The organism is Variovorax sp. PAMC 28711 (assembly GCF_001577265.1).
Classification (GTDB): domain Bacteria; phylum Pseudomonadota; class Gammaproteobacteria; order Burkholderiales; family Burkholderiaceae_C; genus Variovorax.
This window is the reverse complement of record NZ_CP014517.1, coordinates 1,858,803-1,885,462: the sequence shown is the minus strand read 5'-3', so window position 1 is coordinate 1,885,462 and position 26,660 is coordinate 1,858,803. Positions and strand designations below refer to the sequence as shown.

The window sequence follows — 26,660 nt, the reverse complement described above, 5'->3', positions numbered from 1 at the left end:
AAGATCAGTGGTGCTTGTCGCTGCGCGCGATCGCGAGGAGATGTTCGACCTCTTCCGGGTACTTGCGCAGGTTGTTTTGATGCCAGGCTCGGATGATCCACATGAAGCCCGCCACCAGCCCGCCGAACACGGTGATGGCCGCATACGCCGACAGGCCCAGCCCGGTGCAGGCGCTGTAGACGCCGCCAAGCAGAAGAATGCACGCCTGCTCGTTGAAGTTCTGCACCGCGATCGACCGGCCCGCACCCATGAGGTTGTGGCCCCGGTGCTGCAGCAGCGCGTTCATCGGCACCACCAGGAAGCCGCCGAACCCGCCCAGCAGAATCAGGAACGGCACGGCCAGCCACACGTTGTGGATGAAGATCATCGCCATCACAAGGAGACCCATGCCGATGCCCAGTGGAATCACGCGGGTCGCCATGTCCAGGCGCATGCGCATCGATGCCACCACCGCGCCGACCGCCATGCCGATGGTGACGACACCCGTCAGCGCCGACGCTTGCGTGGTGTTGTAGCCGAGGGCGAGCGACGCCCAGGCCAGCACGATGTACTTGAGGTTGCCGCCTGCGCCCCAGAAGAGCGTGGTGGTGGCCAGCGAGATCTGGCCCAGCTTGTCGCGCCAGAGGCGCGCATTGCAATGCCAGAAGTCGGGCAGCAGCGCGGCCAGGTTGCGCGCCACACCGTGGTTCGGGTTGCTGCGCAGCGGCCGCATCTCGACACCGGTGTGCGGGATGCGCGTGTTGAACCAGGCCGCGATCATGTAGACGAAGATCAGCACCGAGATCGCCGCCTCGGACGGCGTGTCGACGCCGGTGTCGATGAATGGAAAGTCGAACGCCAGCAGGTGGCTCGACACCATGTGGCCGACCAGCGTGCCGCCCAGCACGATGCCCAGCAGGATCGACGCAATCGTCAGGCCTTCGATCCAGCCGTTCGCCTTGACCAGCTGCGATGCCGGCAGCAATTCGGTCAGGATGCCGTACTTGGCCGGCGAGTAGGCCGCAGCGCCGAGGCCGATGATCGCGTAGGCCATCAAGGGATGCGTGCCGAACAGCATCAGCAGGCAGCCGACCACCTTGATCGCGTTGCTGATGAACATGACCTTGCCCTTGGGCAAGGCGTCGGCGAAGGCGCCGACCAGCGGGGCCAGCACCACGTAGAAGATCGCGAAAATCGGCACCAGCGCGGCACGCTGCCATTCGGCAGCGCCCACGCTTCGCATGAATTCCACCGCAACCACGAAAATCGCGTTGTCGGCCAGCGACGAAAAGAACTGGGCCGACATGATGGTGTAAAAACCGCGCTTCATCGAGGGGGCTGGCTGGCCAGAGAGTGGGCTGCTGGCAATAGTGGAAAAGGGTGACCCGCCATGGCGAATGCGCGGTTATAGCATGGGGGTGCAGTGCCAAAATGAGCGCTTCCACCCGTGCGTTTGTGGGTGTTTGTCCACCCTGAAGAGTTCCCCGCCGTGCCCCGTCCCATCCTCGCCACCATTCACGCCGCCGCGCTCCGCCACAACCTCGAACGGGTGCGCCGCGATGCGCTCGAATCCCGCGTGTGGGCGGTGGTCAAGGCGAATGCCTACGGGCACGGGATCGAGCGCGTGTTCGACAGTTTTCGCGCCGCCGACGGCTTTGCGCTGTTGGACCTGGCCGAAGCCGAACGCGTGCGCGCGCTCGGCTGGCGCGGCCCGATCCTGCTGCTCGAAGGCGTGTTCGATGCGCGCGACCTCGAACTCTGCTCGCGCCTCGACCTCTGGCACACAGTGCACTGCGACGAGCAGATCGACATGCTGGCAGCGCACAAGACCCAGACGCCGCAGCGCATTTTCCTGAAGCTGAATTCCGGCATGAACCGGCTCGGCTTCGCGCCGGCGCGTTACCGGTCGGCGTGGACCCGGCTCAACGCGTTGCCGCAGGTCGACGAGATCACGCTCATGACCCACTTCAGCGACGCCGACGGCACCCGCGGCATCGCGCACCAGCTCGAGGTGTTCGAGCGCACGACGCTCGACCTGCCCGGCGAGCGGTCGATCGCCAACAGCGCAGCCACCTTGCGGCACGCCTGCGAAGCGCGCGGCGACTGGGTGCGCCCCGGCATCGTGCTGTATGGCAGCGCACCGGATTTTCCGGTCGGCAGTGCGGCGCACTGGCACCTGCAGCCGGGCATGACGCTCGCGACGCGGCTCATCTCGGTGCAAACGCTGAAGGCCGGCGACACCGTCGGCTATGGCTCCAGCTTCACGGCCGAGGGGCCGCTGCGCATCGGCGTGGCCGCAGTCGGTTACGCCGATGGCTATCCGCGGCACTGCACCACCGGAACGCCGGTGCTGGTGAACGGCGTGCGCACGCGCCTGGTCGGGCGCGTGAGCATGGACATGATCACGGTCGACCTCACGCCGGTGCCCGAGGCCGGCTTCGGCAGCGAAGTCACGTTGTGGGGCAACGCGTCGGGCGGCGCGGTGTTGCCGATCGACGAGGTCGCGCAGGCGGCCGGCACGGTGGGCTACGAGCTCATGTGCGCGCTGGCCCCGCGCGTGCCGGTCGTCGTGGCCTGATCAGCCGGGGTACAGGCCCAGCTGCCGCGTCCGCAAGCGCGCGAGGCCGAGCAGCGCATCGGTGAACGGCGTTGCGGTGTGCGTGAGCTGCCCGAGTTCGCGCACGACGGTCACCAGCGCGTCGAGTTCCACGGCGCGACCGGCTTCCACGTCCTGCAGCATCGACGTCTTGAACGCGCCGAGCTTGCGCGTGACCGCGTGGCGGTCTTGCGGGCTGTCGGTGATCTCGATGCCGATGCGCGCGCCGATTGCCTTGGCCTCGAGCATCACGGAAGAGATAAAGCCGATCACCAACTCGTCCGACATGATCTTGTCGGTGGTGGCGCCGGTGAGCGCGCTGATCGGATTCACCGTCATGTTGCCCCACAGCTTGAACCAGATGTCCTTCTGGATCTGCGGCGACACGCTGGTCTCGATGCCGGCGCGCGTCAACCGCGCTGCGAGTTCGGTGACCCGCGCCGCGGTGCCGCCGGCGGGCTCGCCGATGATGAGTTTGTTGCCGAAATGGTGGCGCACCACGCCGGGCGCATCCAGCGAACAGCTCGCATGCACCACGCCGCCGACCACGTGAGGGGTCGGGATGGCGGCGGCAATCGCACCGTCGGGGTCGACGGCCTGAAGCCGCGTTCCGGCCAGCGCACCGCCGAAACCGCCTTCGAGGAACCACCACGGCACGCCGTTCATGGCCGTCAGCACGAGGGTGTCGGGGCCGATCAGCGGCGCGATGCGCGCGGCCACGGCCGCCAGGGCCGGCGCCTTGACCGCGATGACCACCACGTCTTGCACGCCCAGCACCGCCGGGTCCTCGACCGCGTGCACGGCGGTGGTCGTGCGTTCGTCGCCACGCATTAGCACGAGGCCGTCACGCTGCAAGGCGTCGAGCGTGGCGCCGCGCGCCACCACGTTGAGTGGTTCACCGGCTTGCGCGAAGGCAGCACCGATCCATCCGCCGATCGCGCCGGCGCCGTAGATGCAGATGTTCATGGGTGCGATGGTGCCAGAAGGCTGATCGCCATCGCACTGCGCGCGGCGGCGATCAGCCTTCGGCCGTGAAACCGACTTCCTTGACGATCGGGCCCCACTTGGCCGTGTCTTTCCTGATGAGGTCGGCCAGTTCCGTCGGCGTCGAGGACATCGCTTCCAGCCCGAAGGTGCCGAGGCCGTCGATCACGTCCTTGGACGCCAGGGCGTTCTTCATGGCCGTGTTCAGGCGCGCCACCAGTTCGGGCGACGCCTTGGCCGGCAGGAAGAAGGCGAACCATTCGCTGTGCGCCATGTTGGCGATGCCCTGCTCGCCGAAGGTCGGCACATCGGGGGCGAAGCGGCTGCGCTTGGCGCCCGAGACGCCCAGGATGCGCACCTTGCCGCTGGGCAGGTGCTGCGTGAGGTCGCCGACCGGGCCCGACACCGCCGAGATGTTGCCGCCCAGCAGGTCGAGCATCGCGGGCTGCGTGCCGCGGTAGGCGGCGTGCTTGAGTTCCACGCCGGCGCCCTTGCCGAGCAGCGCGCCGATGAAGTGCGGCGTCGAGCCGGCGGCCGGCGAACCGAAGTTGGCACCGGCCGGGTTGGCCTTGGCCCAGGCCAGGAACTCGGGCACTGTCTTGACGCTCGCCGGCACGGCGGGCCCGACTGCGAAGCCGAAGTCGAACGCGCAACCCAGCGACACCGGCGTCAGGTCGGTCTGCGGGTCGTACGGCAGCTTCTTGTAGATGTGCGGGTAGATGGTGAGCATCGACGTCGGTGTCTGCAGGATGGCCGAGCCGTCGGCCGGCCGGCCCTTGACGTAGCCGATGGCGATCTGGCCGCCGGCGCCGGTGCGGTTTTCGACCACGGCCACCTTGGAGAACTCCGGGCTGATCTTCTGTGCCAGGCGGCGGCAGATGGTGTCGGACGTGCCGCCGGCCGCGAAGCCGGTGACGATGGTGGCGGTTTCGAGCTGGGCCTGGGCGAAGGCTTGGTGGCCGATGGCGGCGAGCAGCGCCGAGGCGCCCGTGGTTTGCAGCAGGTGGCGGCGGGTGATGGTCATGAGGGCTTCTCCGATGGATGAATCGTTCGACGCGCGGCAATCTCCTGCGCGCACGACCCTGTATTTTTCCAGCGGGACGTGCGTCGGCGTCCCCGCGTTTACACCCCCTTCGGACGCCGCGCTCCCTACACTCGGCCGATGGCCAAGGAAAAAACCAACTACGTTTGCACCGAGTGCGGAGGCGCGAGTGCGAAATGGCTCGGAAAATGCCCGAGCTGCGGGGCCTGGAACACACTGATCGAGCAGGTCGCCGGCCCCGCGCCCGGCAGCGCGAACAACCGCTTCGGTGCGCCGGTGTTCGCATCGCTCGCGGGCTCGTCCGATCTCGCAACGCTGTCGGACATCGAGGCCACCGACACCGACCGCACGCCGACGGGGCTCGACGAACTCGACCGCGTGCTGGGCGGCGGCATCGTGCCGGGCGGCGTCACGCTGATCGGCGGCGACCCGGGCATCGGCAAATCGACGCTGCTGCTGCAGGCGGTCGACGCGCTGCAGCGCGCCGGCCAGAACGCGATCTATGTCACCGGCGAAGAGAGCGGCGCGCAGGTGGCGCTGCGCTCACGTCGGCTGGGGCTCGATCATTCCCAGGTGCAAGTGCTGGCCGAAATCCAGCTGGAGAAAATTCTCGCCACGCTGGATGCGACGCGGCCAGCGATCGCGGTCATCGATTCGATCCAGACGGTGTATTCGGACCAGCTCACGTCCGCGCCCGGCTCGGTCGCGCAGGTGCGCGAGTGCGCGGCCCACCTCACGCGCTTCGCCAAGGCCAGCGGTACGGCGATCGTGCTGGTCGGCCACGTCACAAAAGAAGGCGCGCTGGCCGGTCCGCGCGTGCTCGAGCACATGGTCGACACGGTGTTGTATTTCGAGGGCGACACGCACTCCAGCTTTCGCCTCGTGCGTGCCATCAAGAACCGCTTCGGCGCGGTGAACGAGATCGGCGTCTTTGCGATGACGGAGCGCGGGTTGAAAGGCGTCGCCAATCCGAGCGCGATCTTCCTGAGCCAGCACGCCGAGCCCGTGCCGGGCAGCGTCGTGCTGGTCACGCTCGAAGGCACGCGCCCGATGCTGGTCGAAATCCAGGCGCTGGTCGACAACGGCGGCCCGAGCCCGCGGCGCCTGTCGGTCGGCCTCGACCGCGACCGTCTCGCGATGCTGCTGGCGGTGCTGCACCGGCATGCCGGCGTGGCGTGCATGGACCAGGATGTGTTCGTCAACGCAGTGGGCGGCGTGCGCATCAGCGAACCGGCGGCCGACCTGGCGGTCATGCTCGCCATCACCTCCAGCCTGCGCGGCAAGCCGCTTCCCAAGGGCTTCATCGCTTTCGGCGAGGTCGGCCTGGCCGGCGAGGTGCGTCCGGCGCCGCGCGGGCAGGAGCGGCTGCGTGAGGCCGCCAAGCTCGGTTTCAGCGTGGCGGTGGTGCCCAAGGCCAACGCGCCGAAAAAGGGTTCGAAGGAGATCGAGGGGCTCACCATCCACGCGGTCGAGCGCATCGAAGAAGCAATGGACGTCGTACGGCGTCTGGACTGACCCAAGGAAAGATCGGCTTATGCAACTCATCGCGTCCGCAGGGATCATCGTCGCGGTCGTGCTCTGGGGCTTGATCTCTCCACGCACGCTCGACAGCGTCTTCAGCACGCTGCTGTCCGACATCACGCGCACTTTCGGCTGGCTGTATCTCTGGGTCGTGCTCGGCCTCGTGGTGTTGGCCTTCGTTCTGGCCGTCAGCCGCTATGGCGACCTCAAGCTCGGCGACGAGGACGACGAGCCCGAGTTCTCGGTGGGCGCCTGGTTCGCCATGCTGTTCGCCGCCGGCATGGGCATCGGACTGGTGTTCTGGGGCGTGGCCGAACCGGTCTCGCACTATGTGAAGCCGCCCCCCGGCATCGAGGCCGGAACGCCCGAGGCGGCCGGTGCGGCCATGCGCTACGCCTTTTTCCACTGGGGCTTTCACCCCTGGGCGATCTACGGCATCGTGGGGCTGGCCATCAGCTTCTTCACCTTTCGGCGCAAGGCCCTGCCGCTGGTGAGCTCGGCCACCGAAGCGCTTCCCTGGCGCATCGTGCAACGCATGTCGCCCGTCTTCAACGTGCTGGCGGTGGTGGCCACGGCCTTCGGCGTCGCGGCCTCGCTCGGCATGGGCGCCGCGCAGATCAACAGCGGTCTGAATGCCGCCTTCGGCGTGCCGATCGGCACCCTGGCGCAGTCGCTCATCATCGTCGGCACCACCGCCTTGTTCATCACCTCGGCTGTCACCGGGGTGGAGCGCGGCGTGAAATGGCTGTCGATCGGCAACCTGTTCCTGGCCGGCGCGCTGGCGCTCTTTGTGTTTTGCGTGGGGCCCACGGTGGCCATCATCGACACGCTGACCAGCACGCTGGGCTCGTACATCAGCGAGTTCGTTCGCATGAGCTTGCGCCTGACACCGTTCCGCGACAACGCATGGATCGGCGACTGGACCATTTTCTATTGGGCATGGTGGCTTGCGTGGTCGCCGTTCGTGGGCCTGTTTATCGCGCGCGTCTCGCGCGGCCGCACGGTCCGGCAGTTCCTCGTCGGCACCGTACTGGCGCCGAGCCTGGTCGGTTTCGTCTGGTTTTCCATCTTCGGCGGGACGGCGCTCCACCTCGAGATTTTCCGTGGCGTTCCGTTGGCCGAGGCGGTGACGACCGACGTTTCGACCACGATGTTCGTGATGTTCGACGCCCTGCCCCTGGGTGCGGTGTTGTCGGCGGTGGCGACCGTGCTGGTCTTCGTGTTCTTCGTGACCTCGGGCGACTCCGCCACCCTGGTGCTGGGCACCATGAGCACTGGCGGCAACCCGAACCCGCCGAACCGGGTGAAGATCGTTTGGGGCATCCTGGTGGCGGCCATTGCGCTGAGCCTGCTGCTCGCAGGCGGACTGGGCGCAGTGCAGACGGCGACCATCGTTTTCGCGTTGCCCTTTTCGGTGGTGCTGGTGCTGATGGCGATCTCGGTCACGCTGGCGATCCGCGACGATTGGAACGAGGAGCAAAAGCGCGATCGTGCGCTGCGCCGCAAGATGCGGGACATGGTTCGCGAGTAGCGCTGCCGTGCGCGCAGCGACAATGCGGGCCATGAATTTTCAGAAAGTTTTTGTGCCGCTGACCGGCCTGCTGTTGATCGGCCTGGCCTACCGCAGCTTCGGCTGGCCCGGCGTCGCCGTGGCGGCTGGCGGCATCGTCATGTTTCTGCTGCTGCACTTCACGCGGACGATGCAAGTGCTCAAGCGCGCCACCGACCGCCCGATCGGCAGCGTCGCCAGCGCCGTGATGCTCAACGCCAAGCTCAAGCCCCGGGTGACGCTGCTGCACGTGGTCGCCATGACGCGATCGCTCGGCGAACTCAGGACCCCTCCGGACCAGCAGCCGGAAACGTACCGCTGGACCGACGGCGGCCAGTCGCATGTGGACGCCGTTTTCCTGAACGGCAAGTTGCAGAGCTGGGGGCTGACGCGGCCGCCGACGGAGGACGACGCCACAGCGGCCGAGCCGCCGCCGGGCGCCTGAGGGCAGCGCCCGCTTCCATCAGAACGGGGCGTCTTCAGCCTCTGTGTCGGTTGGCGCCGCTGCGGTCGCCGCGCCGTCGGGCGCGCGCTCGGTGGGGGCTGCGGCAAAGGCCGCTTCGCCGCCCAGCGCCTCCAGCAGCGCCGGCACCAGCTGGCCGAGTTCGCCGGTGGCAATGGCTGCATCGGCGTCGAAGTTGTCTTCCTTCTTGCCGTCCTGCGCGCCGTCGGTGCCTTCGATGAACACGATCTTTCTAATCTGCATCGATTCGGTGAGCTCGAACGACACGCGGTCTTCCCAGGTCATGGCCAGGCGCGTGGGCCGCTTGCCGTCGGCGATGTGCTGGCGCACTTCTTCGATGTCGAGCGCATGTTTGGCGTAGCGCACCACGGACTTCGATTCGTCGGTCGCGCGCAATTCGCACTCGCGGTCGATCGTGAAGCCGGCCGGCGGTTCCTGTGTCGCGAGCCAGTTCGACATCGCCGCGGCAGGCTCCATCTGCGTCTGCAGCATTGCGACCGAAAAGCCTTCGAGGGCGCTCACCAGGTTCGTCACGATCTCGTCCGCGCGCGCCGCGTTGCTGGCGTTCACGACCAGCCGGCGTTCGACCGGATCGATCCATACCGCAATGCGCGCATGCCGGGTGAAGGCCATCGGCAGCAGTTCGTGGGTGATGTCTTCCTTCAGGTCGCGCTTTTCCTTCTTGCCGGGCTTCCGGCCGGTGGTGGCTTCGATCTGCGCGCAACGCTCCTCGACCTTGCGGCGCACGACGGAGGCCGGCAGTGCCTTGCTTTCGATCATGAATTCGAGCAGCCACTGGCCCCCGACCGATTCGACCAGCGGGCCATTGTCTTCACCGCGTGGCTCGCTCCAGCCGACCGACTTCTCCTGCGACGGCGAGCAGGGCGCGAAGCGGAAGGCGCCCAGGGCGTCTTCGGCCTGGACCAGAGTTTGCGACCACGAGGGTTCGATGCGGAAGACGATGACGTTCTTGAAGACAGACACTGAATGACTCTTTCGGGGCGGTTGGCCGCAACGTGGCAAAGTCGGCCATTGTCGGGGCGGCGGTTGCCGGTGCCCTCCTAAAATCGAAAGCTTTTGCGACATTCGTCCGCGCCCCAAGGCATGCGGCGTCGCCGGGCCCCTAACATGCTTGCCATCCTCCTCATGAAGCCAAGCATCACTGCAGTCATCCTGACGTTCAACGAGGAACTGCATCTGCGCAGATGCCTCGAGAATGCCCGCCAGGTCGCGAGCGCGATTTTCATCGTCGACTCGTTCTCCACCGATGCCACGCTGGCGATCGCCCGCGAGTGCGGCGCGGTCGTCTACCAGAACAAATGGGAAAACAACCACGCGCGCCAGTTCAACTGGGCGCTGGACAACCTGCCCATCGAAACCGAATGGGTGCTGCGTCTCGATGCCGACGAGTACCTGCTGCCCGCGCTGGTCGACGAGATCAACGCGCGCGTGCCGCAGGTCGACGCGTCGGTGTCCGGCATCATTTTTCGGCGGCGCTGCGTCTTCCTGAACAAGTGGATCAAGCGCGGCATCGGCAAGATGGAGATGCTGCGGCTCTTTCGCTACCAGGACGGCTTCAGCGAAACGCGCTGGATGGACGAGCACATCAAGCTGCGCAAGGGCACGTCGATGCTGTTCGAACACGAGTTCGTCGACCACAACCTCAACACCATCGGCTGGTGGACGCAAAAGCACAACGGCTATTCGATCCGCGAGGCCATCGAGCTGCTGAACATCGAATACGGCCTGATCGCCGAAGTCGGGCCGGACGGGCAAATGGGCAGTGGGGCCGCGGGCAAGCGTGGCAAGAAGCTCCGATATGCGAAGCTGCCGCTCTTCTTCCGGTCGGCGGCCTACTTTTTCTACCGCTATGTTTTTCTGCTCGGTTTTACAGGCGGCAAGGAGGGATTCCTCTGGCATTTCCTGCAAGGCTGGTGGTATCGCACGCTGGTCGACGCCAAGGTCTTTGAAATCCGCAAAGCGTGTGGATCGGACCCGGTCCTCATGAAGCGCTACATCAAAGTCCAGTACGGCATCGAGCTCTAGGCGGCCATCGTAAAATCGGGGGTTTCCGAGACTTTCCCTGCCCCCGATAAGGACCACACCATGAGCGCCCTCGTACCGCCTGCTCCCTCGCTCGACGACAAGGACGGCAAGATCTGGATGGACGGCGAGCTCGTCGACTGGCGCGACGCCAAGATCCACGTGCTCAGCCACACCCTGCACTACGGCTGCGGCGCCTTCGAGGGCGTGCGCGCCTACAAGACGGTCGACGGCACCGCCATCTTCCGCATGGAAGAGCACACCGAACGCCTGTTCAACAGCGCCAAGATCCTGCGCATGACCATCCCGTTCTCGAAGGAACAGGTCAACGAGGCGCAAAAGCAGGTCGTGCGCGAGAACCAGCTCGAAAGCTGCTACCTGCGTCCGCTGATCTGGATCGGCTCCGAGAAGCTCGGCGTCAGCCCGCGCGGCAACAAGATCCACGCGATGGTCGCGGCCTGGTCGTGGGGCGCCTACCTCGGCGACGAAGGCATGAAGCGCGGCATCCGCGTGAAGACCTCCAGCTACACGCGCCATCACGTCAACATCACCATGACGCAGGCCAAGGCGGTGAGCAACTACACCAACTCGATCCTGGCCAACATGGAAGCGCTCGACGACGGCTACGACGAAGCGCTGCTGCTCGACGCGAGCGGCTTCGTCAGCGAAGGCGCGGGCGAGAACGTGTTCGTGGTGAAGGGCGGCGTGGTCTACACGCCCGACCTGTCGGCCGGCGCGCTCAACGGCATCACGCGCAACACCATCCTGCACATCTGCAAGGACTTGGGGCTGGAACTCGTGCAAAAGCGCATCACGCGCGACGAGGTCTACATCTCGGACGAAGCCTTCTTCACCGGCACCGCCGCCGAAGTCACGCCGATCCGCGAACTCGACCGCATCGAAATCGGGGCGGGCTCGCGCGGTCCGGTCACGGAGAAGATCCAGTCCGCGTTCTTCGACATCGTGAACGGCAAGAATCCGAAGTACGCCCACTGGCTCACGAAAGTCTGAACACCATGAGTGCCAACACCGCGGTTGTCGAACTGCTCGGCAAGGAACTGAACGACCAGGGTGGCGTGTTCTGCCCCAGCCCCAAGGCCGACATGAAGATCTGGAACACCCATCCCAAGGTGTACCTCGACGTCGGCCACACCGGCCAGGCCAAATGCCCGTACTGCGGAACCGTCTATCGGCTCAAGGCCGGCGAGACGGCAGCGCGCCGGCATTGACGCTCCGGAGCCGAAGCGAAACGCCGCCCACGATGAGCGAGCCCACGATCGATCTCTCCGAGTACGAAAGCAAGTTCTCGTTGAATAACAAGATGGCACGTGCCGCGTGGAACCTTTGTCGCGTGGTGTTGTTCCGACCGTTCGTGTTCAATTTTTTCAACCCCTGGCGGCTTTTCGTGCTGCGACTGTTCGGCGCCAAGATCGCCTCGAACGCCATGGTCTACGCCAGTGCCCGAATCTGGGCGCCCTGGAACCTGACCATGGGCGAGCATGCATGCCTCGGCCCGGAGGCGGATTGCTACAACCAGGGCCACATCACCATCGGGGCGCACACCACGGTCTCGCAGAAGAGCTACCTGTGCGCCTCCAGCCACGACATCCGCGATCCGAAGCACCGGCTGCTTCTGAAGCCGATCGTCATCGCCGATCAGGCGTGGGTCGCGGCCGATGCGTTCATCGGCCCGGGCGTCTCAATCGGCCAGGGTGCCGTGGTGGCTGCCCGGTCTGCCGTCTTCGACAACGTGGCGCCCTGGACCATCGTTCGCGGCAACCCCGCAATCTGTGTGGGCCGCCGGGAAATGCGGGCGTCATGAAGCCGGGCATCAGCGCCATCATCCTGACGTTCAACGAGGAAATTCATCTTCGTCGGTGCATCGAGAACGTTTGCCAGGTGGCGAGCCAGGTTTTCATTGTCGATTCCTTTTCGACGGATGCCACGGTGGCCATCGCCCGCGAGTGCGGCGCCGTCGTCTACCAGAACAAATGGGAAAACAACCACGCGCGCCAGTTCAACTGGGGGCTGGACAACCTGCCCATCGAAACCGAATGGGTGTTGCGCCTCGATGCGGACGAGTACCTGACGCCCGAACTGGTCGACGAGGTGAACACGCGTTTGCCGCAGGTCGATGCGGGCGTGTCGGGCATTATTTTTCCGCTCAGGCGCCTGTTTCTCAACAAGTGGATCAAGCGAGGCATCGGCAAGATGGAAATGCTGCGGTTGTTTCGCTACCAGGACGGCTTCAGCGAAACGCGCTGGATGGACGAGCACATCAAGCTGCGCAAGGGCACGTCGATGCTGTTCGAACACGAGTTCGTCGACCATAACCTCAACACCATCGGCTGGTGGACGCAAAAGCACAACGGCTATTCGATCCGCGAGGCGATCGACCTGCTGGACATCGAATACGGCCTGATGCCATCGGGCCCCGACGGCGCCATGAACAGCGCGGCCGCCGGCAAGCGCAGGAACAAGCACACGTACGCGAAGCTGCCGCTCTTTTACCGCTCGACGTTTTACTTTTTCTACCGCTACATCTTCCTGCTCGGATTCACCGGCGGCAAGGAAGCCTTTCTCTGGCACTTTTTGCAGGGCTGGTGGTACCGAACGCTGGTCGACGCCAAGATCTACGAGATCAAGAAAGCCTGCGGCACCGACCCCGCCAGGATGAAGGCCTACGTCAAGGCCCACTACGGCATCGAGCTCTAGGCGGCAGCCGATCGCGGCGCCGGCAGCACAGGCGGCGCCGGCTGCGCCAGGCGCAGATACACCATCGCCACCCATAGCAGGCTCAGCCCGATCTGCGCGTCGCGCATCGCCGAGTTGACGCTGGTCGCGACCAGCATGACCAGCATCGCGGCGAAGCCGTAACGTCCGATCAGGTCGTCGCGTCGCCAGCACTGCCACAGGCCGATCAGCAGGATGGAAAGCAGCAGCAGCGCGCCCGGCAAGCCGGCCTGTGCGCCCATCCACAGGAAGTCGTTGTGCGGCATGTTGTAGTCGGCCAGCAGCTTCGGGCCGCGCAGATGCCACTGTTCGGTCCAGCCGCCGATGCCCCAGCCTGCGAGCGGCTGGTCGACGATCATGCGGGCCGTGTCGCGGTACATGTAGAAGCGCACCACCCAGCTGCCTTCCGACACCGCGCCGGCCTGCGCCGCTTCGATCTCCTGCAGGCCGAGCTCGAACTTCTGCTGCACCGAAGGCGCCTGCCACACCAGCGCGGCGACGAGGACGCCGGCCACCACCAGCACGCCGGCCAGCACCTTCAGTTGCTTGCGCCACTGGTGCACGCAGGCGGCGACAACGGCCACGAGCAAGGCCAGCAGCGACGTGCGCGACGGCAGCCACTGCGTGACGATGACCGCGACGAGGCCGGTGAGCGCAAACGCCAACAGCGCCTTCCAGGCGATCTGCCCCTGCGCGTTGCGCAGGTGCGCGAGCCCCCACACTGCCGCGCTCGCGCCCAGCACGGTGAACAGCAACGCGTTGTTGATCGACTTGTTGCCCACGAGCACCAGCGTGGCGCGCCACAGTTCGGTCATGGGAAAACCGACGCTGCGGTACAGCAGCACCATGACGACGCTGGCGCCTGCGATGACGAGAAAACCACGCAGCGCCCACCTCGCTTCTTCGCGCGTGAGCGCCATCGCCATGAGCATGGTGAAGCCGATGCGAAAGCCATGCCACAGGTTGGACGCGGTCTGCGGGTAGTGCGGCCGGAACGCCAGCACCACCAGAGTCCAGACCAGGTAGGCCACCACGGGCCACCACAACGGATTGGCGCGCAGTCGCGCGTAGCGCTCGCGCCAGTCGCCGGCGATGCCGACGATCAGAAGACACGCCAGCAGCAGGAACGCCGCGAGGTAGTTGACGCCGACGGGCGCAAACACCGCCAGCCCCCAGAACATGGCCGCGGGCCGCACGATGAACGATCTCTGCATGGGCGCGAATTCTAGGCGGCGCTTGCTGGAGCCCGCCTGACTTCGGCTGCTCAAGTCGTGTGCGGCAGATGGATCACGAAACTCGCGCCGCCGCCCGGGCGTTCTTCGCAGCGCACGCTGCCGCCATGCCGCTCAGCGATCGATTTCACCAGCGCCAGGCCGAGGCCGACGCCCCCGTTGCGCTCGCTGGCGCCGGGCAAACGATAGAACGGCTCGAAGATGCGGTCGCGCAACGCGGGCGGCACGCCCGGGCCGCGGTCGTTCACGCGCACGATCGCGAAGCCGGCGTTCGTGCCGAGTTCGACCGTGGTCTCGCCGGCGCCGTAGCGGCGCGCGTTCTCCAGCAGGTTGCGGATCGCGCGGCGCAGCAGCCGCGACACGCCGGGCACCGTGAGCGCGTTGCTGTCCGCGCCTTCGGCCAGGTCGAGTTCGGCGCCGACCTGTGCGCATTCTTCTGCGGCCAGGCCCATGAGATCAATCGCCTCGATGGTGCCCATGTCGGCTTCGCTCGCGTCGAGGCGGCTGGCCAGCAGGATCTCGTCGATCAGCTGGTCGAGCTCGCCGATGTTGCGGGCGATTTCCTGCTGCGCGGTGGCGTTGGGCGTGTCGCCCATGAGCTGCAACGCCATGCGGATGCGCGCCAGCGGCGAACGCAGCTCGTGCGAGGCATTGGCCAGCAACGACTTGTGCGAACTCACCAGCTGCTCGATGCGCACCGCGGCGGCGTTGAAGCGCTTGGCCAGGTCGGCGACCTCGTCCTGCCCTTCCTCGACCATGCGCACGGACAGGTCACCTTCGCCCCACCGCTGCACGCTGCGCTGCAGCGACTCGAGACGCTTGGTGAGGCGTCGCACGATCGGGTAGACGCCCAGCGCCACCGTCAAGCCCACGGCGACGATCAACCAGGAAAAATCGAACGGGGTGCGCCACGACGGCGGCGTTCGGCTGCCCGACCCTGCATTCGGCTCGCGCCGCGTGATTTGCAGCGACAGCGCGCGGCCGTCGCTCAGCGTGAGCTCGAACTCGGTGCCCTGGCCCCGCACGCGCGTCGCCTGGCCGGTCCCGATCACCTGGTCATTGGCGTCGCGCACGACCACCTCGCGCGACAGCGAGTTGAGGCGGTCGCGCTCGCTCTCGGCCGACACGCGCACCAGCCAGCCGGCGGCCAGCATGAGCACGATCACGCCCGCCACCACCGCCAGCCAGATGCGGACGTAGAGGTGGCGGGAGTACAGGCTCAGCATCAGGGCCCGGCTAGTCTTGCTGCTTGGCGAACACGTAGCCGACGCCGCGCACCGTGAGGATGCGTTTCGGGTTCTTCGCGTCGACCTCGATGGCCGCGCGGATGCGCCCCATGTGCACGTCGATCGAGCGGTCGAAGGCTTCGAGCTCGCGGCCGCGCACGGCTTCCATGATCTGGTCGCGCGTCAGCACGCGCCCAGCGCGCTCGGCCATCGCGACCAACAGGTCGAACTGGTAGGAGGTGAGGTCGGCCAGCGCGCCGCCGACCGTCACGGTGCGCGCGTTGCGGTCGATCTCCAGCGTGCCGAAGCGAATCAGGGTGGCGGCCGAGGCTTCGCTGGTGGTTTCGCCGCGCCGGCGCAGCACGGCGCGGATGCGGGCCAGCAGTTCGCGCGGTTCGAAGGGCTTGGGCAGGTAATCGTCGGCGCCGATCTCCAGGCCGATGATGCGGTCCATCGGATCTCCCTTGGCGGTGAGCATCAGCACCGACACCTTGGCGAGGCCACCCGGCAGCGCGCGGATGCGTCGGCAGACCTCGAGGCCGTCGGTGTCGGGCAGCATCAGGTCGAGGATGACGAGGTCGGGCGCGTGCTCCTGCAGTTGCGCCATGCCGCTCGCCCCATCGGCCGCGTGGTGGAACACGAAGCCCGATTGCGTCAGGTATTCGCCCACCATCTTCGCCAGGCGGGTGTCGTCTTCGATCATCAGGAGTTGCGGGGTGCTCATGGCTTTCATGGTCGTGCACCGGCGCCAAGCCGGCTTGAACGCTCCGTAAAGTTGGGGTAAACGCCGCGCCCGACCGAACGGTCAGGCGGCTGCGAAAAGCATGGCGTCTTGCGCGCTGTCCACGGGCGCCGCCGTCATCGTCTCATCCAGCAGTGCGCGCAGGGCGCCGGCCTCGATGCCGGGGTGCGCGGCGTGCGCCCGCGACAGGATTTCGCCGGCCAGCTGGCGCAACTGCTCGGCCGACGCGCGGATGCGCGCGCGGAATGCGGCATCGTCGAGCCGGTCGTTCAGGCTCTTGTTCAATTCGGCGAACCAGGGCAGCGCAGCCTGGTCGAGCATCACCGCCGGGTTGTGCTTGTCGGTCACGGCGGACCATTCGCGCATGAAGTCCTGCACCGCGATGTTCAGCTTCTGGCAGTGCTGGAGTTCTTCGCGCAGCGCGCCGAGCGAGGCCACGTCGGTGAGTCGGTCATGGAAGAAGATTTGCGACAACACGCCCCAGTAGTAGGTGTAGTCCCAGATCACCTTCACCGGCAGCACCTCGGGGTCGCCGAACAGGGGGTACTGGTCCTGGTAGAGGGCCAGCGTGCTTTCGTAGAACGAGTGGTAGATCTGGTCGTAGAGCTGCGCGCGCGCGGCCAGTGCGTGGCCCTCGCGGTCGTGCGCGATCAGGTCGGTGATGTAGGTGTTGCCCATTGCGATGAAATCGCTGCCGGGCGAATAGAACGGGTCGAGGAAGAGGCCCGCCTCGCCGGTCAGCGCCCAGCGCTGGCCGGAGAAGACCTGCTTGCAGCCGTACGAGAAGTTCTTGAAGAACGCGAAGTCCTGCAGCAAGTGGCGCTTGCCGTCGAGCTCGTCGAACAGGCGCGGCTGGAACTCGTGGAACCAGTCCATCGCCTTGTCGAAGGTGTCCATCGTGTGGAGCGGATGGAGGCGCGGATCGGCCACGATGCCGACCGAATGCGAGCCCGACGCGAGCGGGATCAGCCACACCCAGTAGCCCGCGCCCACCAGGTGGTTGGTCGACAGCCAGCGCGCCTGAGGCTCGCAGCGTTCACGCCATTCGGTGTTGTCGCTCCACTCGTCGATCGTGATGCGGTCGCTGATGCGAAACCACACCGCGTGGCAATCGTGCGCGTTGGGCTGCGCGAGCCCCAGCTTGCGCTTGAGCAGGCCGGCCCGGCCGCAGGCGTCGACGACCCAGCGGGCGCGGGCGGTGCACACGCGCTCGCCCTCGGTCCAGCTCAGCAGGTGCGGCGTCTTCGCGTCTTCGGAAAGATCGATGTGCCGGACCATCGCGTTGTCGACGAACTGCACGCCGCGCCGTGCCGCTTCTTCGGCGAGGTAGTTCTCGAAGATGCCGCGGTCGATCTGGTAGCTGGGCACCGACAGGAAGCGGCTGGCACCGATCTCGGTGACCTGGTCGATGTCGCGTCGTCCTTCACTGAAGAAGAAGCGGAAGCCGAATTTGCGCAGCTGCTCGCCCTGCAGGTGCGGTTTGAGGCCCAGCACCGTGTCGAAATAGTGCGCGCCGATTTCCACCGACGACTCGCCCACCTTGTGCGCCGCGTGCGGCACCGGGTGCATGCGGCGCTCCAGCACCAGCACGTCGATGTCGCCGAAGCGTTGTTTCAGCTGGAGCGCGAGCGTGAGGCCGGCCAGGCCACCGCCCATGACGACGACGTCGTGCGTGCGGGGAGCGGATGTGTCCATGGTGTTCAGGGCGGGTTGAGGCGCATTTGCAAGGCCAGGTTGGACGACAGCGGCATCGCCAGCGTGGCAGCGCCGCCCAGCGCGAGCTGCTCGAACAGCGGCAGCGCATCGGCCATGGCGTTGAGGGTGAGTGTCTCCGAAACGCCGGTCTTCAGGGGGGGCGCCGAGGTCGGGCCGCTTTCGAGCGACCAGTCGAACGCGGCGACCGTGCGCTCGCTGCGTTCCGGCGAAATCACCATGCCCACCGCCAGCATGGTGCGGCTGGTCGTCACCGACGCGAGGGCGCCCACCGCCGCCGTGTCGTAGCCGACGATCAGCACCGGCGACTGGTCTGCTGCGCATTGCGACGCGGCTTCCAGCAGTCCCGCCGCGAAACTGTGCTCGTAGGCCGACACCGAGTTGCTGGCCTGCATGCAGCCGGTGCCGATGGTCCAGTAGCCCACGGCCGCGTTGTGCACCGAGTTGTGGAACTTGGTCGGCGACAGCACCGACGGATCGCTCGCGAGCACGCTGCACATGTAGTCGTTGATGCCGAGGTCGCCATGCGCGGAGACGAAGACGCACGGCAGGTCGACCGCATTGCGGCCGGCGCTCGCGATGGCCGCCGCTGCCACTTCGAGCGCGAGCGCTACCGTGTCGGGTGCGCGGCGGCGCTCGGCCGGCGCCAGCACCAGCGGTGCGGGGCGCTTGGCCGGCGGCTCGACCGGTGCGCCTTCGCCGCGGAACGCCGCGAAGGCGATGTCCCAACCCGGCAGGTTGGGCGACCAGAAGGCCGGGCCTTCGATGTAGAGACGGGGCGCGCTCATGCCGCAGGGCCCTTGCCGAAGATCAGCGCACAGTTGTTGCCGCCGAAGCCGAAGGAATTGCTGAGCACGTGCTGCACGTCGGCGTGCTCGGGCGCGAGTCGGATCTGGGGGCCGAAGCTGCTGTCGATCTCGACCGTGTTGACCGTGCCCGGCTTCAGGCCGCGCTCGATCGCCAGCAGGCTGATCACCGCCTCGACGATGCCGGCGGCGCCCAGCGTGTGGCCGGTGAAGCCCTTGGTCGAGCTGGCGTGCGTCGAGGCCGGGAAACGCCGTGCCACCAGCGCGCCCTCGACCTCGTCGTTCTTCATGCTCGCCGTGCCGTGCATGTTGATGTAGTCGATCGCATCGGCGGTGAGGCCGGCGCGGGCCAGCGCGTCGTCGAGCGCGCGCTCGGCGCCGGCGCCTTCGGGGTGCGGCGTCGACATGTGGTGCGCGTCGCTCGCCTCGCCGTAGCCGAGCAGTTCGAGCGGACCCGGCCCGCGCTCCAGCAGCGCGAAGCCGGCCGCCTCACCGAGGCTGATGCCGCCGCGCGTGGCGTCGAACGGCCGGCACGGTTCCGGCGACACCAGTTCAAGCGAGTTGAAGCCGAACAGCACGCTGCCGCACAGCGTGTCGACACCGCCGACCACGGCCGCATCGACCAGCCCGAGCCGGATCAGCCGCTCGGCCGAGGCGAACACCTTGGCGCTCGACGAGCAGGCAGTGGAAATGGTTTCGTTCGGGCCTTCGAGCCCGAGCGCTTCGGCCACGAACAGGGTGAGCGAATGCGGCGTGTGCACTTCCGGTCGGTGCTGGCCCGCCGGAAAGCTGCCGCGCTCGTCGAGCTGCGTGTAGGCGAACTCGGTTTCGCCGATGCTCGACGTCGAGGTGCCGAGGATCAGCGCGACGCGCGACGCGCCGTACTGCTGGCGCGCCGCCGCGACCGCTTGCGTGAACCCGTCCGACTGAAGGCCGAGCCAGGCCAGCCGGTTGTTGCGGCAGTCCCAGCGGGCGAGGGCGTCGGGTAACTGCAATGCTTCGAGGCCTTGCACGCGGCCGATCCAGGTGGGCAGCGGCGCGTCGCCAAAGTCATTGACGCGCAGGCCGCTGCGCGATTGCGCGAGCGCCTCGGCCAGCGGCGCCTTGCCGTTGCCGACGGCCGAGGTGGCCGTGTAGGCGCTGATGCGGAGGGGGGGGATTTTCGATGGCACCGCGAAAGCCTACCAGCTAGCCTGCCGCGCCCTCGTCGGTCAGCGCCGACAGTCGCGGGCTTGCGCCTGCAGCCTTTTTGGCCTGCCAGGAAGCCAGCGCCACCAGCACCAGCACCGGGGCGCCCAGCAGGGCGGTCGCGGTGAAGAACGTGGCGTAGCCATAGGCGTCGACGAACACGCCCGAGTAGCCCGCGATGAACTTCGGCAGCAGCAGCATCAGCGAGCTGAACAGCGCGTACTGCGTGGCCGAATAGCTCACGTTGGTCAGGCTCGACAGGTAGGCGATGAAGGCGGCCGAAGCGATGCCGCCGGCCAGGTTGTCGGCCGACACCACGGCGATCAGCGCCGTGAGGTCGTGGCCGCGCCCGGCCAGCCAGGCGAAGAGCAGGTTGCTGGCGGCGCTCAGCACCGCGCCGAGCATCAGCACGCGCATCACGCCCAGGCGCATCGACAGCACGCCGCCGACGAAGGCGCCGACCAGCGTCATCACCACGCCGTAGATCTTGCTGACGGTGGCGACCTCGTCCTTGGTGAACCCCATGTCGACGTAGAACGGATTGGCCATGATGCCCATCACCACGTCGCTGATGCGGTACACGGCGATGAGCGCGAGGATGAGCGCAGCCTGCCATTGGTAGCGGCGGATGAAGTCGGCGAAGGGTTCGATCAGCACGCTCTGAAGCCATTCGGCGGTGTTCTTCGGTTGGGGCATGGCGCGACGCGCCGGCTCGGGCGACAGCAGCACGGTGAGCACGCCGACGACCATCGAGCCGGCCATCACGAGGTAGGCGGTTTTCCAGGCCGCGTTCTGGTAGCCCGCGGTGCCGCTCGTCTCGGCCCAGGCCGCGACCCACAGCACGCCGGCGCCGGCCCAGATCATTGCGAGGCGGTAGCCGGTCTGGTAGGCCGCGGCCAACGCGGCTTGCTTGCGCGTCTCGGCAGATTCGATGCGGAAGGCGTCGAGCGCGATGTCCTGCGTGGCCGAGCCGAAAGCCACCAGCAACGCACACCAGATCAACGGCGGCAACCCGGCGCGCGGGTCGGTCAGCGCCATGCCGACGAGGCCCGCCACCACCGTCAGTTGTGCCATCAGCAGCCAGCCGCGCCGCCGTCCGAGCAGCGTGGTGAAAGGCGGCACCGGCAAGCGGTCGACCAGCGGCGCCCACACCCACTTGAAGCCGTAGGCCAGGCCGACCCAGCTCAGGTAGCCGATGGTGGTGCGGTCGATGCCGGCCTCGCGCAGCCGGAAGCTCAGCGTGCCGAGCACCAGCAGCAGCGGCAACCCCGCCGAAAAGCCCAGGGCGAGCATGCGGAGCGTGGCGGGCTCGAGATAGACCTTGAGCGTGTCGCGCCAAGGAACGGCAGGGGAGGCTGGGAGGGCCGGGGGTGCAGACATGGAGGCGGTCGAGTGAGGGCCGCCCATTATTCCCCGGGGCCGAGGTCAATAGGCGGGTGGGTCGGGCACGAAGCCGGCTTGCGGGGATTGCGGAAACGGGCGCGGGCGCGGCGACGAAGGCGAGGCCGCGGGAATGACGCCCTGGGCGATCAGGTTCGCACGGCTGTCGTAGCGCAGCGCCATCACCTCGTCGGGGCGGCTGCTCGCGCGCTCGAAGGCGGTCCGGCCGACGACGGAAGTCTCGCGCTGGCCGTGGCCGGTACCCAGCTTCTGTTCGGCCGTTGCGCGCTCGCGGCGTGCGCTGGACGAAGGCGCAGGCGACGGCGCCGCCCTGGCCGTGTCCTGCGCCACGTTGCCGGCGGCGCTGGATTCGGATTGCACCATCGGCGGCGCCGGCAGCGGTTCGGGCTGACGCTCCCGAAAGACCGCCACGCCGATCACGCCGACATCGAGCGAGCGACCCGTGCGCACAGCGTATGAATCCGATGGCGCCGTGAACTCGAACGCCGCGATCTCCCGGTCGTTCTTGCGCCAGCCGGCGATCTGTCCGCTCTCCAGCGGGCCGAGCACGTAGCCGTCCTGCCCGGTGCCGGCGGTCTGGCCGGTCAGCACGTTCACGCCGTCGACCGACATCACCACCAGCACCCGCTCGCGCCGCAGATTGCGCAGCGTCACGCCGTAGCGCGCGCCCGGCCGGCCCGCCACGTACCACTGGCCGTTCGCGCTGTAGACGGGGAGCGTGGCGCCACTGTCGCGGTCCTGCACCTCGATCTGCAGCCAGCGGCTCGATGAGGCGCGCGCGCCCGCGCAGGCCGGCAGCGCAGCGGCGGCGATCAAACCGGCCGAGAGGCCGAGCAACGTGCGGCGCTGCAGGCGGCCGGGGGCGGGGAGTGAAATCATGGCGTTCTCCGAAAGGAAGTGAAGCGGCCGGAATGGACCGTGCTTTCTTGTACGGAGCCGCCATGCCAACGGGGTTAAACGCACTGAACGCCGTTGGCACACTGCTTGCATCAGATCTTGTACACAAGACAGGATGCTTGATGATGGTGCAAAAACTCAACGACACGGCCGGCGCGGCATGGATCACCAAGCTGGCGCAGCCGATCGCCGGTGCCACCGAAGGCCCGCTGGCCGGCCTGCGCTTCGCCGCCAAGGACAACATCGATGCAGCCGGCGTGCCGACCACGGCGGGCTGCGCGTTCTTCTCGCGCACGCCCGACGCCAACGCCCAGGTGGTGCAGCGCCTGCTCGATGCCGGTGCGACGCTGGTCGGCAAGACCAACCTCGACCAGTTCGCCTGCGGCCTCAACGGCACGCGGTCGCCCTACGGCGCCGTGCCCAACGCCTTCGACGCGCGCTACGTGTCGGGCGGATCGAGCTCCGGCTCGGCCTACGTGGTGGCGACCGGCCAGGTGGATTTTTCGCTCGGCACCGACACCGCGGGCTCCGGCCGCGTGCCGGCCGGCCTCAACAACATCGTCGGCCTCAAGCCCTCGCGCGGCCTGCTCAGCGCGCGCGGCGTGGTGCCGGCTGCCCAGAGCGTCGATTGCGTGTCGATCTTCGCGCGCACGGTGGCCACGGCCTTGCAGGTGTTGAAGGCCGCCGCGGCCTTCGACCCGCTCGACCCCTACGGCCGCGAACTCCCGCTGCTGCAAACGCCGTACCCGGCGCGCTTTCGTTTCGGCGTGCCATCCGCACTGGCCTTCTTCGGCGACAGCGCGGCCGAGTCCGCCTTCGCCGACGCCATCGCGCGGCTCGAGGCGATGGGCGGCACCGCGGTCGCGATCGACTACGCGCCACTCGCCGACGCCGCCGCGTTGCTCTACGACAGTGCGCTCGTCGCCGAGCGCTACGCCGCGGTGCGCGAATTCTTCGACGGCCATGAAGACCAGGTCATCGAGCCGGTGCGCAGCATCCTCGCCAAGGGCCGCACCTACAGCGCGGCCGACCTCGTGGATGCGCAAGTCAGGCTGCGCACGCTTGCACAAAAGGTTGCACCGATGTGGGCCGACATCGACCTCCTGCTGGTGCCGACCGCGCCCACGCACTACACGATCGAGGCGATGCAGGCCGACCCGGTGGCGCTCAACCGCAACCTCGGCGCGTACACCAATTTCGTCAACCTGCTCGATTACGCCGCGCTCTCGGTGCCGAGCAGCCTGCGCGACGACGGGCTGCCTTTCGGCATCACGCTGGTCGGCGTTTGCGGCAGCGACCTGCAACTGGCCGAGCTCGGCCAGCGTTACCACCATGCGAGCGGCCTCACGATGGGCGTCACGGGCGAGCCGTTGCCTGCGCAGGCGCCCGTGTTCGGCGCCGCGCCCTCATTGGAGATCGTGCGCGTGGCCGTCGTCGGCGCCCATTTGTCGGGGATGCCGCTCAACGGCCAGCTCGTCGAGCGCGGTGCCACGCTGCTGCGCGAAACCACAACGGCACCGCTGTACCGCCTCTATGCCTTGCCCGGCACGGTGCCCCCCAAGCCCGGGATGGTGCGCGTGCCCGCCGGCGAGGGCGCCGCGCTGATCGTCGAGGTATGGGAGATGCCCGCCACCGCCTACGGCTCCTTCGTTGCGCTCATTCCGGCGCCGCTCGGCATCGGCACCTTGACGCTGGCCGACGGCAGCAGCGTGCAGGGCTTCGTCTGCGAGTCGATCGCGCTCGCCGGCGCGCAAGACATCACGCGCCACGGCGGCTGGCGCCACTACATCGCCTCGAGACAAAAAGCGCCTGCGGCCTGAAGGCACGCAAGTTACCCATCTCCATTCTTTTCAAGCAGGACGACCCCATGACAAACAAGCCTCTCTCCACCGGCCCATCGCGCCGCAAGTTGCTGCAAGCCGGTGCCGCCGGTTTCGGCGTGCTGGCCGCACCGGCGATCGTGCGTGCGCAAGGCGGTCCCGCGATTCGAGTCGGCTACTGGCCGATCGCGGCCGGGCTGCCGTTCTACGCGGCCGTCGAGCTCGGCTACTTCAAGGAGGCGGGCCTCAACGTCGAGGTCCAGCGCTACGCGGGCGCCCAGCAGATCATGGAAGGCATGCTGTCCGGACGCTGCGACGGCAGCGCCAACGGCACCGGTTCGGCCAACATCGCCATCGGCGAAATCGCCCAACCCGGCAGCTTCAAGATCTTCTGCTCGAACCCCAGCAACGAAAAAAATGTGCTCGACGAAGTGCTGGTGCCCATCGCCAGCACGGCCAAGACCATCGCCGACCTCAAGGGCAAGCGAGTGGCTTCGGGTCCCGGCATCCAGAACGTGACGCTGGCCAAGACGGTGCTCGAACGCGGCGGCGCGACCGGCGCCACCGTCATCGAATTGCCGATCGGCCAGCACGTGGCCGCCCTGGCGGCCGGTCAGGTCGACGGCTGCTACACGCTCGAGCCCACGGGCACCATCGGCCGTCTGTCCAAGACGACGCGCACGCTCGAAACAGGCGTGATCTCCCGCTACATCCTCGGCGATGCGATGGCCCCCTGGTTCGGCGGATCGGCTTCGCTCACAGGCGCCTTCATCAAGGCGAACCCGGCCGAGTCGAAGAAGTTCATCGCGGCCTACGCCAAGGGCGTGGCCTATGTGCGCAGCAAGCCCAACGAGGCCCGCCAGTACCTGAAGGGCTACACCGCCATCGAAGGCGCCCTCACGAGCGAAGTGCCGCTCGCGGCCTACACGATGTACAACGAGTTCACGCCGGCGGACGTGGCGTACTTCCAGAAGTTCTTCGACCTGTTCTCCGACAAGGGCATCTTCTCGTCGCGCCTGATGGTCGATTCGATGCTCTACAAGGGCTGAGCGCCATGGCCGAAGCCACCTCCGTCGGCCCCGATGCGGGCACACCCTGGAAGGCGCCTGCCCACGGCGCCACGGCAGCCGCCCCCAAGCCGTCGCCCTGGCTCAAGGCCTTGCCGTTCATCGGCCCCGTCGTGCTGTTCATCGTCTGGGACCTGGTGGTGCGGCTGGGCTTCATCAAGGCCATCCTGCTGCCGCTGCCGGGCGACACGGTGGTCTCGCTGCTCACCGGGCTGGCCGGCGGAACGCTGCTCACCGACTTCGCCGTGACCGTGTGGCGCACGCTGCAGGCTTTCCTGATCGCTGCCGTGGTCGGCATGCCGCTGGGGGTGCTGCTCGGCAGCAACGAGAAGGCCTACCGCAGCGTCGAGTTCCTGATCGACTTTTTCCGCTCGACACCGTCGTCCGCGTTGATCCCGTTGTTTCTGATGATCTTCGGCGTGTCTGACGTCAACAAGATCGCCATCGCCGCCTTCGGGGCCTTCCTGATCGTGGTGTTCAACAGCGCCTACGGCGTCATCAATGCGCGCAAGCAACGCGTGATGGCGGCACGCGTGATGGGCGCCTCGCGCTGGCAGATCTTCAAGGACGTGCTGATCTGGGAGAGCCTGCAGCCCTCGTTCGTGGGGCTTCGCTCTGCCGTGTCGATGGCGCTGGTGATCGTGATCGTCGCCGAGATGTTCATCGGCTCGGACGCCGGCTTGGGTCATCGCATCATCAACTCGCAGCAGGTGATGAACGTCAAGGACATGTACGCCTCGATCCTGGCCGCTGGCGCGCTCGGCTATGTGCTCAACATCCTGTTCCTCGTTGCCGAACGCAAGATCGTTCACTGGTCTGGAAGGTAATCGCCATGTCTGCAGTCCTCAACGGCCCGGTGTACGCCGACGTGCCCGCCCCCATGTTCCAGCCCGGCCCGGCCGGCACGCACATCACCATCCGCGGCCTCACCAAGTACTTCGCGGGCTGGCCGCTGTACGAGAACTTCGACCTCGACATCCCGAAGCACAAGATCGTCTCGGTGTTCGGGCCGAACGGTTGCGGCAAGTCGACGCTGATCAACATGATCGCGGGGCTGGTGCCGATCGATTCGGGGGAGATTCTGTTCGACGGCAAGTCGCTCAAGGACACCAAGATCGGCTACGTGTTCCAGAACTACCGCGAGGCGATGTTCCCGTGGATGCGCACCATCGACAACATCGCCTACCCGCTCAAGCTGGAAGGCCGGTCGAAAGCCGAGGTCGACCGTCGCATGGCCGAGCTGGTCGCGTCGTTCGATGTCAAGTTCGACCTGAATCGCTTCCCCTACGAGCTCTCGGGCGGCCAGCAGCAGACGGCATCGATCATGCGGGCGCTGGCGCCGAACCCCGAGGTGCTTTTTCTCGACGAACCGTTTTCCGCGCTCGACTTCGAGATGACCCTCTTCATCCGCGAGAAGCTGCAGGAGGTGTTCATGCAGACCGGCACCACGATGCTGCTGGTGTCGCACGACCTCGAAGAAGCCGTCTACCTGGCCGACGAGGTGCTGCTGCTGACCAAGCGGCCGACCAAGGTGGCCGAGATCCTTCGCTACGGTGAAGCCCGACCGCGGACTCTCGAAACGTTGAGCGCGCCGAGCTTCGTCGCGATGAAGAAACGCAGTCTGGAAATCTTCCAGCGGGAAGTGCGGAGGTGAACGC

25 protein-coding genes are annotated in these 26,660 nt (G+C 67.0%); 13 read left to right on the top strand and 12 right to left on the bottom strand.

Annotated elements, in window-relative coordinates:
• Positions 1-4: 4 nt before the first annotated feature.
• Positions 5-1,309, bottom strand: coding sequence for a lysophospholipid transporter LplT (gene lplT / locus AX767_RS09445; protein ID WP_068630721.1), 1,305 nt, complete (start codon positions 1,307-1,309; stop codon positions 5-7).
• Positions 1,310-1,468: 159 nt separating this feature from the next.
• On the opposite strand from lplT, the gene alr reads away from it, so the two are divergent.
• On the top strand, positions 1,469-2,557 hold the full coding sequence (gene alr, locus AX767_RS09440; protein ID WP_068633537.1) for an alanine racemase: 1,089 nt from the start codon (positions 1,469-1,471) through the stop codon (positions 2,555-2,557).
• On the opposite strand, the gene AX767_RS09435 is transcribed toward alr, so the two are convergent.
• Together AX767_RS09435 and AX767_RS09430 are read right to left on the bottom strand one after the other, a co-directional pair.
• Complete coding sequence (locus tag AX767_RS09435; RefSeq protein ID WP_068630719.1) at positions 2,558-3,541, bottom strand: 2-dehydropantoate 2-reductase; 984 nt, start codon at positions 3,539-3,541, stop codon at positions 2,558-2,560. It abuts the gene before it with no gap.
• 52 nt (positions 3,542-3,593) lie between these two features.
• Complete coding sequence (locus tag AX767_RS09430; protein ID WP_068630717.1) at positions 3,594-4,583, bottom strand: Bug family tripartite tricarboxylate transporter substrate binding protein; 990 nt, start codon at positions 4,581-4,583, stop codon at positions 3,594-3,596.
• A gap of 138 nt (positions 4,584-4,721) precedes the next feature.
• Between AX767_RS09430 and radA the strand changes: the two genes are divergently transcribed.
• Genes radA through AX767_RS09415 form a run of 3 tightly spaced genes read left to right on the top strand, consistent with a single transcriptional unit; the run spans position 4,722 to position 8,116 of the window.
• Positions 4,722-6,116 carry a DNA repair protein RadA gene (gene radA, locus AX767_RS09425; protein WP_068630716.1) on the top strand — a complete coding sequence of 465 codons (1,395 nt, stop codon included), beginning with the start codon at positions 4,722-4,724 and terminating at the stop codon, positions 6,114-6,116.
• 19 nt (positions 6,117-6,135) lie between these two features.
• On the top strand, positions 6,136-7,653 hold the full coding sequence (locus AX767_RS09420) for a BCCT family transporter (protein WP_068630714.1): 1,518 nt from the start codon (positions 6,136-6,138) through the stop codon (positions 7,651-7,653).
• Positions 7,654-7,675: 22 nt separating this feature from the next.
• Complete coding sequence (locus tag AX767_RS09415; protein WP_068630712.1) at positions 7,676-8,116, top strand: glycerate kinase; 441 nt, start codon at positions 7,676-7,678, stop codon at positions 8,114-8,116.
• Between the two features lie 18 nt (positions 8,117-8,134).
• Here AX767_RS09415 and AX767_RS09410 read toward each other — a convergent pair whose 3' ends face one another.
• Positions 8,135-9,118, bottom strand: a complete 984-nt coding sequence (locus tag AX767_RS09410; RefSeq protein ID WP_068630710.1) for a recombination-associated protein RdgC — start codon at positions 9,116-9,118, stop codon at positions 8,135-8,137.
• Positions 9,119-9,262: 144 nt separating this feature from the next.
• On the opposite strand from AX767_RS09410, the gene AX767_RS09405 reads away from it, so the two are divergent.
• From AX767_RS09405 to AX767_RS09385, 5 genes are read left to right on the top strand one after another with little or no spacing between them, the layout of a single operon-like run.
• On the top strand, positions 9,263-10,180 hold the full coding sequence (locus AX767_RS09405) for a glycosyltransferase family 2 protein (RefSeq protein ID WP_210392593.1): 918 nt from the start codon (positions 9,263-9,265) through the stop codon (positions 10,178-10,180).
• A 60-nt stretch (positions 10,181-10,240) separates the two neighbouring features.
• Positions 10,241-11,188 carry a branched-chain amino acid transaminase gene (locus AX767_RS09400; RefSeq protein ID WP_068630708.1) on the top strand — a complete coding sequence of 316 codons (948 nt, stop codon included), beginning with the start codon at positions 10,241-10,243 and terminating at the stop codon, positions 11,186-11,188.
• 5 nt (positions 11,189-11,193) lie between these two features.
• Positions 11,194-11,406 carry a zinc-finger domain-containing protein gene (locus tag AX767_RS09395; RefSeq protein WP_068630706.1) on the top strand — a complete coding sequence of 71 codons (213 nt, stop codon included), beginning with the start codon at positions 11,194-11,196 and terminating at the stop codon, positions 11,404-11,406.
• 32 nt (positions 11,407-11,438) lie between these two features.
• Positions 11,439-11,999 carry a transferase gene (locus AX767_RS09390; RefSeq protein WP_068630702.1) on the top strand — a complete coding sequence of 187 codons (561 nt, stop codon included), beginning with the start codon at positions 11,439-11,441 and terminating at the stop codon, positions 11,997-11,999.
• Complete coding sequence (locus AX767_RS09385) at positions 11,996-12,892, top strand: glycosyltransferase family 2 protein (RefSeq protein WP_068630700.1); 897 nt, start codon at positions 11,996-11,998, stop codon at positions 12,890-12,892. The genes AX767_RS09390 and AX767_RS09385 overlap by 4 nt, the downstream gene beginning before the upstream one ends.
• Here AX767_RS09385 and AX767_RS09380 read toward each other — a convergent pair.
• The 8 genes from AX767_RS09380 to AX767_RS09345 form a co-directional block, all read right to left on the bottom strand.
• Positions 12,889-14,124 (bottom strand): O-antigen ligase family protein, encoded by a 1,236-nt coding sequence (locus AX767_RS09380; RefSeq protein ID WP_082754943.1) that lies wholly within the window; start codon positions 14,122-14,124, stop codon positions 12,889-12,891. The genes AX767_RS09385 and AX767_RS09380 overlap by 4 nt on opposite strands.
• A gap of 50 nt (positions 14,125-14,174) precedes the next feature.
• Positions 14,175-15,368, bottom strand: coding sequence for an ATP-binding protein (locus tag AX767_RS09375; protein WP_068630699.1), 1,194 nt, complete (start codon positions 15,366-15,368; stop codon positions 14,175-14,177).
• Between the two features lie 10 nt (positions 15,369-15,378).
• Positions 15,379-16,101 carry a response regulator transcription factor gene (locus AX767_RS09370; RefSeq protein WP_068630697.1) on the bottom strand — a complete coding sequence of 241 codons (723 nt, stop codon included), beginning with the start codon at positions 16,099-16,101 and terminating at the stop codon, positions 15,379-15,381.
• A gap of 72 nt (positions 16,102-16,173) precedes the next feature.
• Complete coding sequence (locus AX767_RS09365) at positions 16,174-17,805, bottom strand: NAD(P)/FAD-dependent oxidoreductase (RefSeq protein WP_068630694.1); 1,632 nt, start codon at positions 17,803-17,805, stop codon at positions 16,174-16,176.
• 5 nt (positions 17,806-17,810) lie between these two features.
• Complete coding sequence (locus AX767_RS09360; protein WP_068630692.1) at positions 17,811-18,611, bottom strand: beta-ketoacyl synthase chain length factor; 801 nt, start codon at positions 18,609-18,611, stop codon at positions 17,811-17,813.
• Entirely contained in the window at positions 18,608-19,801 is a 1,194-nt protein-coding gene (locus AX767_RS09355) for a beta-ketoacyl-[acyl-carrier-protein] synthase family protein (protein WP_210392591.1), read from the bottom strand. Before AX767_RS09355 ends, AX767_RS09360 begins: the two co-directional genes overlap by 4 nt.
• 16 nt (positions 19,802-19,817) lie before the next feature.
• The gene (locus AX767_RS09350) at positions 19,818-21,197 is read right to left on the bottom strand and encodes an AmpG family muropeptide MFS transporter (RefSeq protein ID WP_156481006.1); all 1,380 of its coding nucleotides are present in this window, start codon (positions 21,195-21,197) and stop codon (positions 19,818-19,820) included.
• Between the two features lie 45 nt (positions 21,198-21,242).
• Positions 21,243-22,097, bottom strand: a complete 855-nt coding sequence (locus AX767_RS09345) for a hypothetical protein (protein WP_082754941.1) — start codon at positions 22,095-22,097, stop codon at positions 21,243-21,245.
• Between the two features lie 140 nt (positions 22,098-22,237).
• Between AX767_RS09345 and atzF the strand changes: the two genes are divergently transcribed.
• From atzF to AX767_RS09325, 4 genes are read left to right on the top strand one after another with little or no spacing between them, the layout of a single operon-like run.
• Complete coding sequence (atzF, locus tag AX767_RS09340) at positions 22,238-23,935, top strand: allophanate hydrolase (RefSeq protein ID WP_068630688.1); 1,698 nt, start codon at positions 22,238-22,240, stop codon at positions 23,933-23,935.
• Between the two features lie 47 nt (positions 23,936-23,982).
• Positions 23,983-24,984, top strand: a complete 1,002-nt coding sequence (locus AX767_RS09335) for an ABC transporter substrate-binding protein (RefSeq protein WP_068630686.1) — start codon at positions 23,983-23,985, stop codon at positions 24,982-24,984.
• Between the two features lie 5 nt (positions 24,985-24,989).
• The gene (locus AX767_RS09330; protein ID WP_068630684.1) at positions 24,990-25,829 is read left to right on the top strand and encodes an ABC transporter permease; all 840 of its coding nucleotides are present in this window, start codon (positions 24,990-24,992) and stop codon (positions 25,827-25,829) included.
• Between the two features lie 5 nt (positions 25,830-25,834).
• Positions 25,835-26,656, top strand: a complete 822-nt coding sequence (locus AX767_RS09325) for an ABC transporter ATP-binding protein (protein ID WP_068630682.1) — start codon at positions 25,835-25,837, stop codon at positions 26,654-26,656.
• Positions 26,657-26,660: the final 4 nt, after the last annotated feature.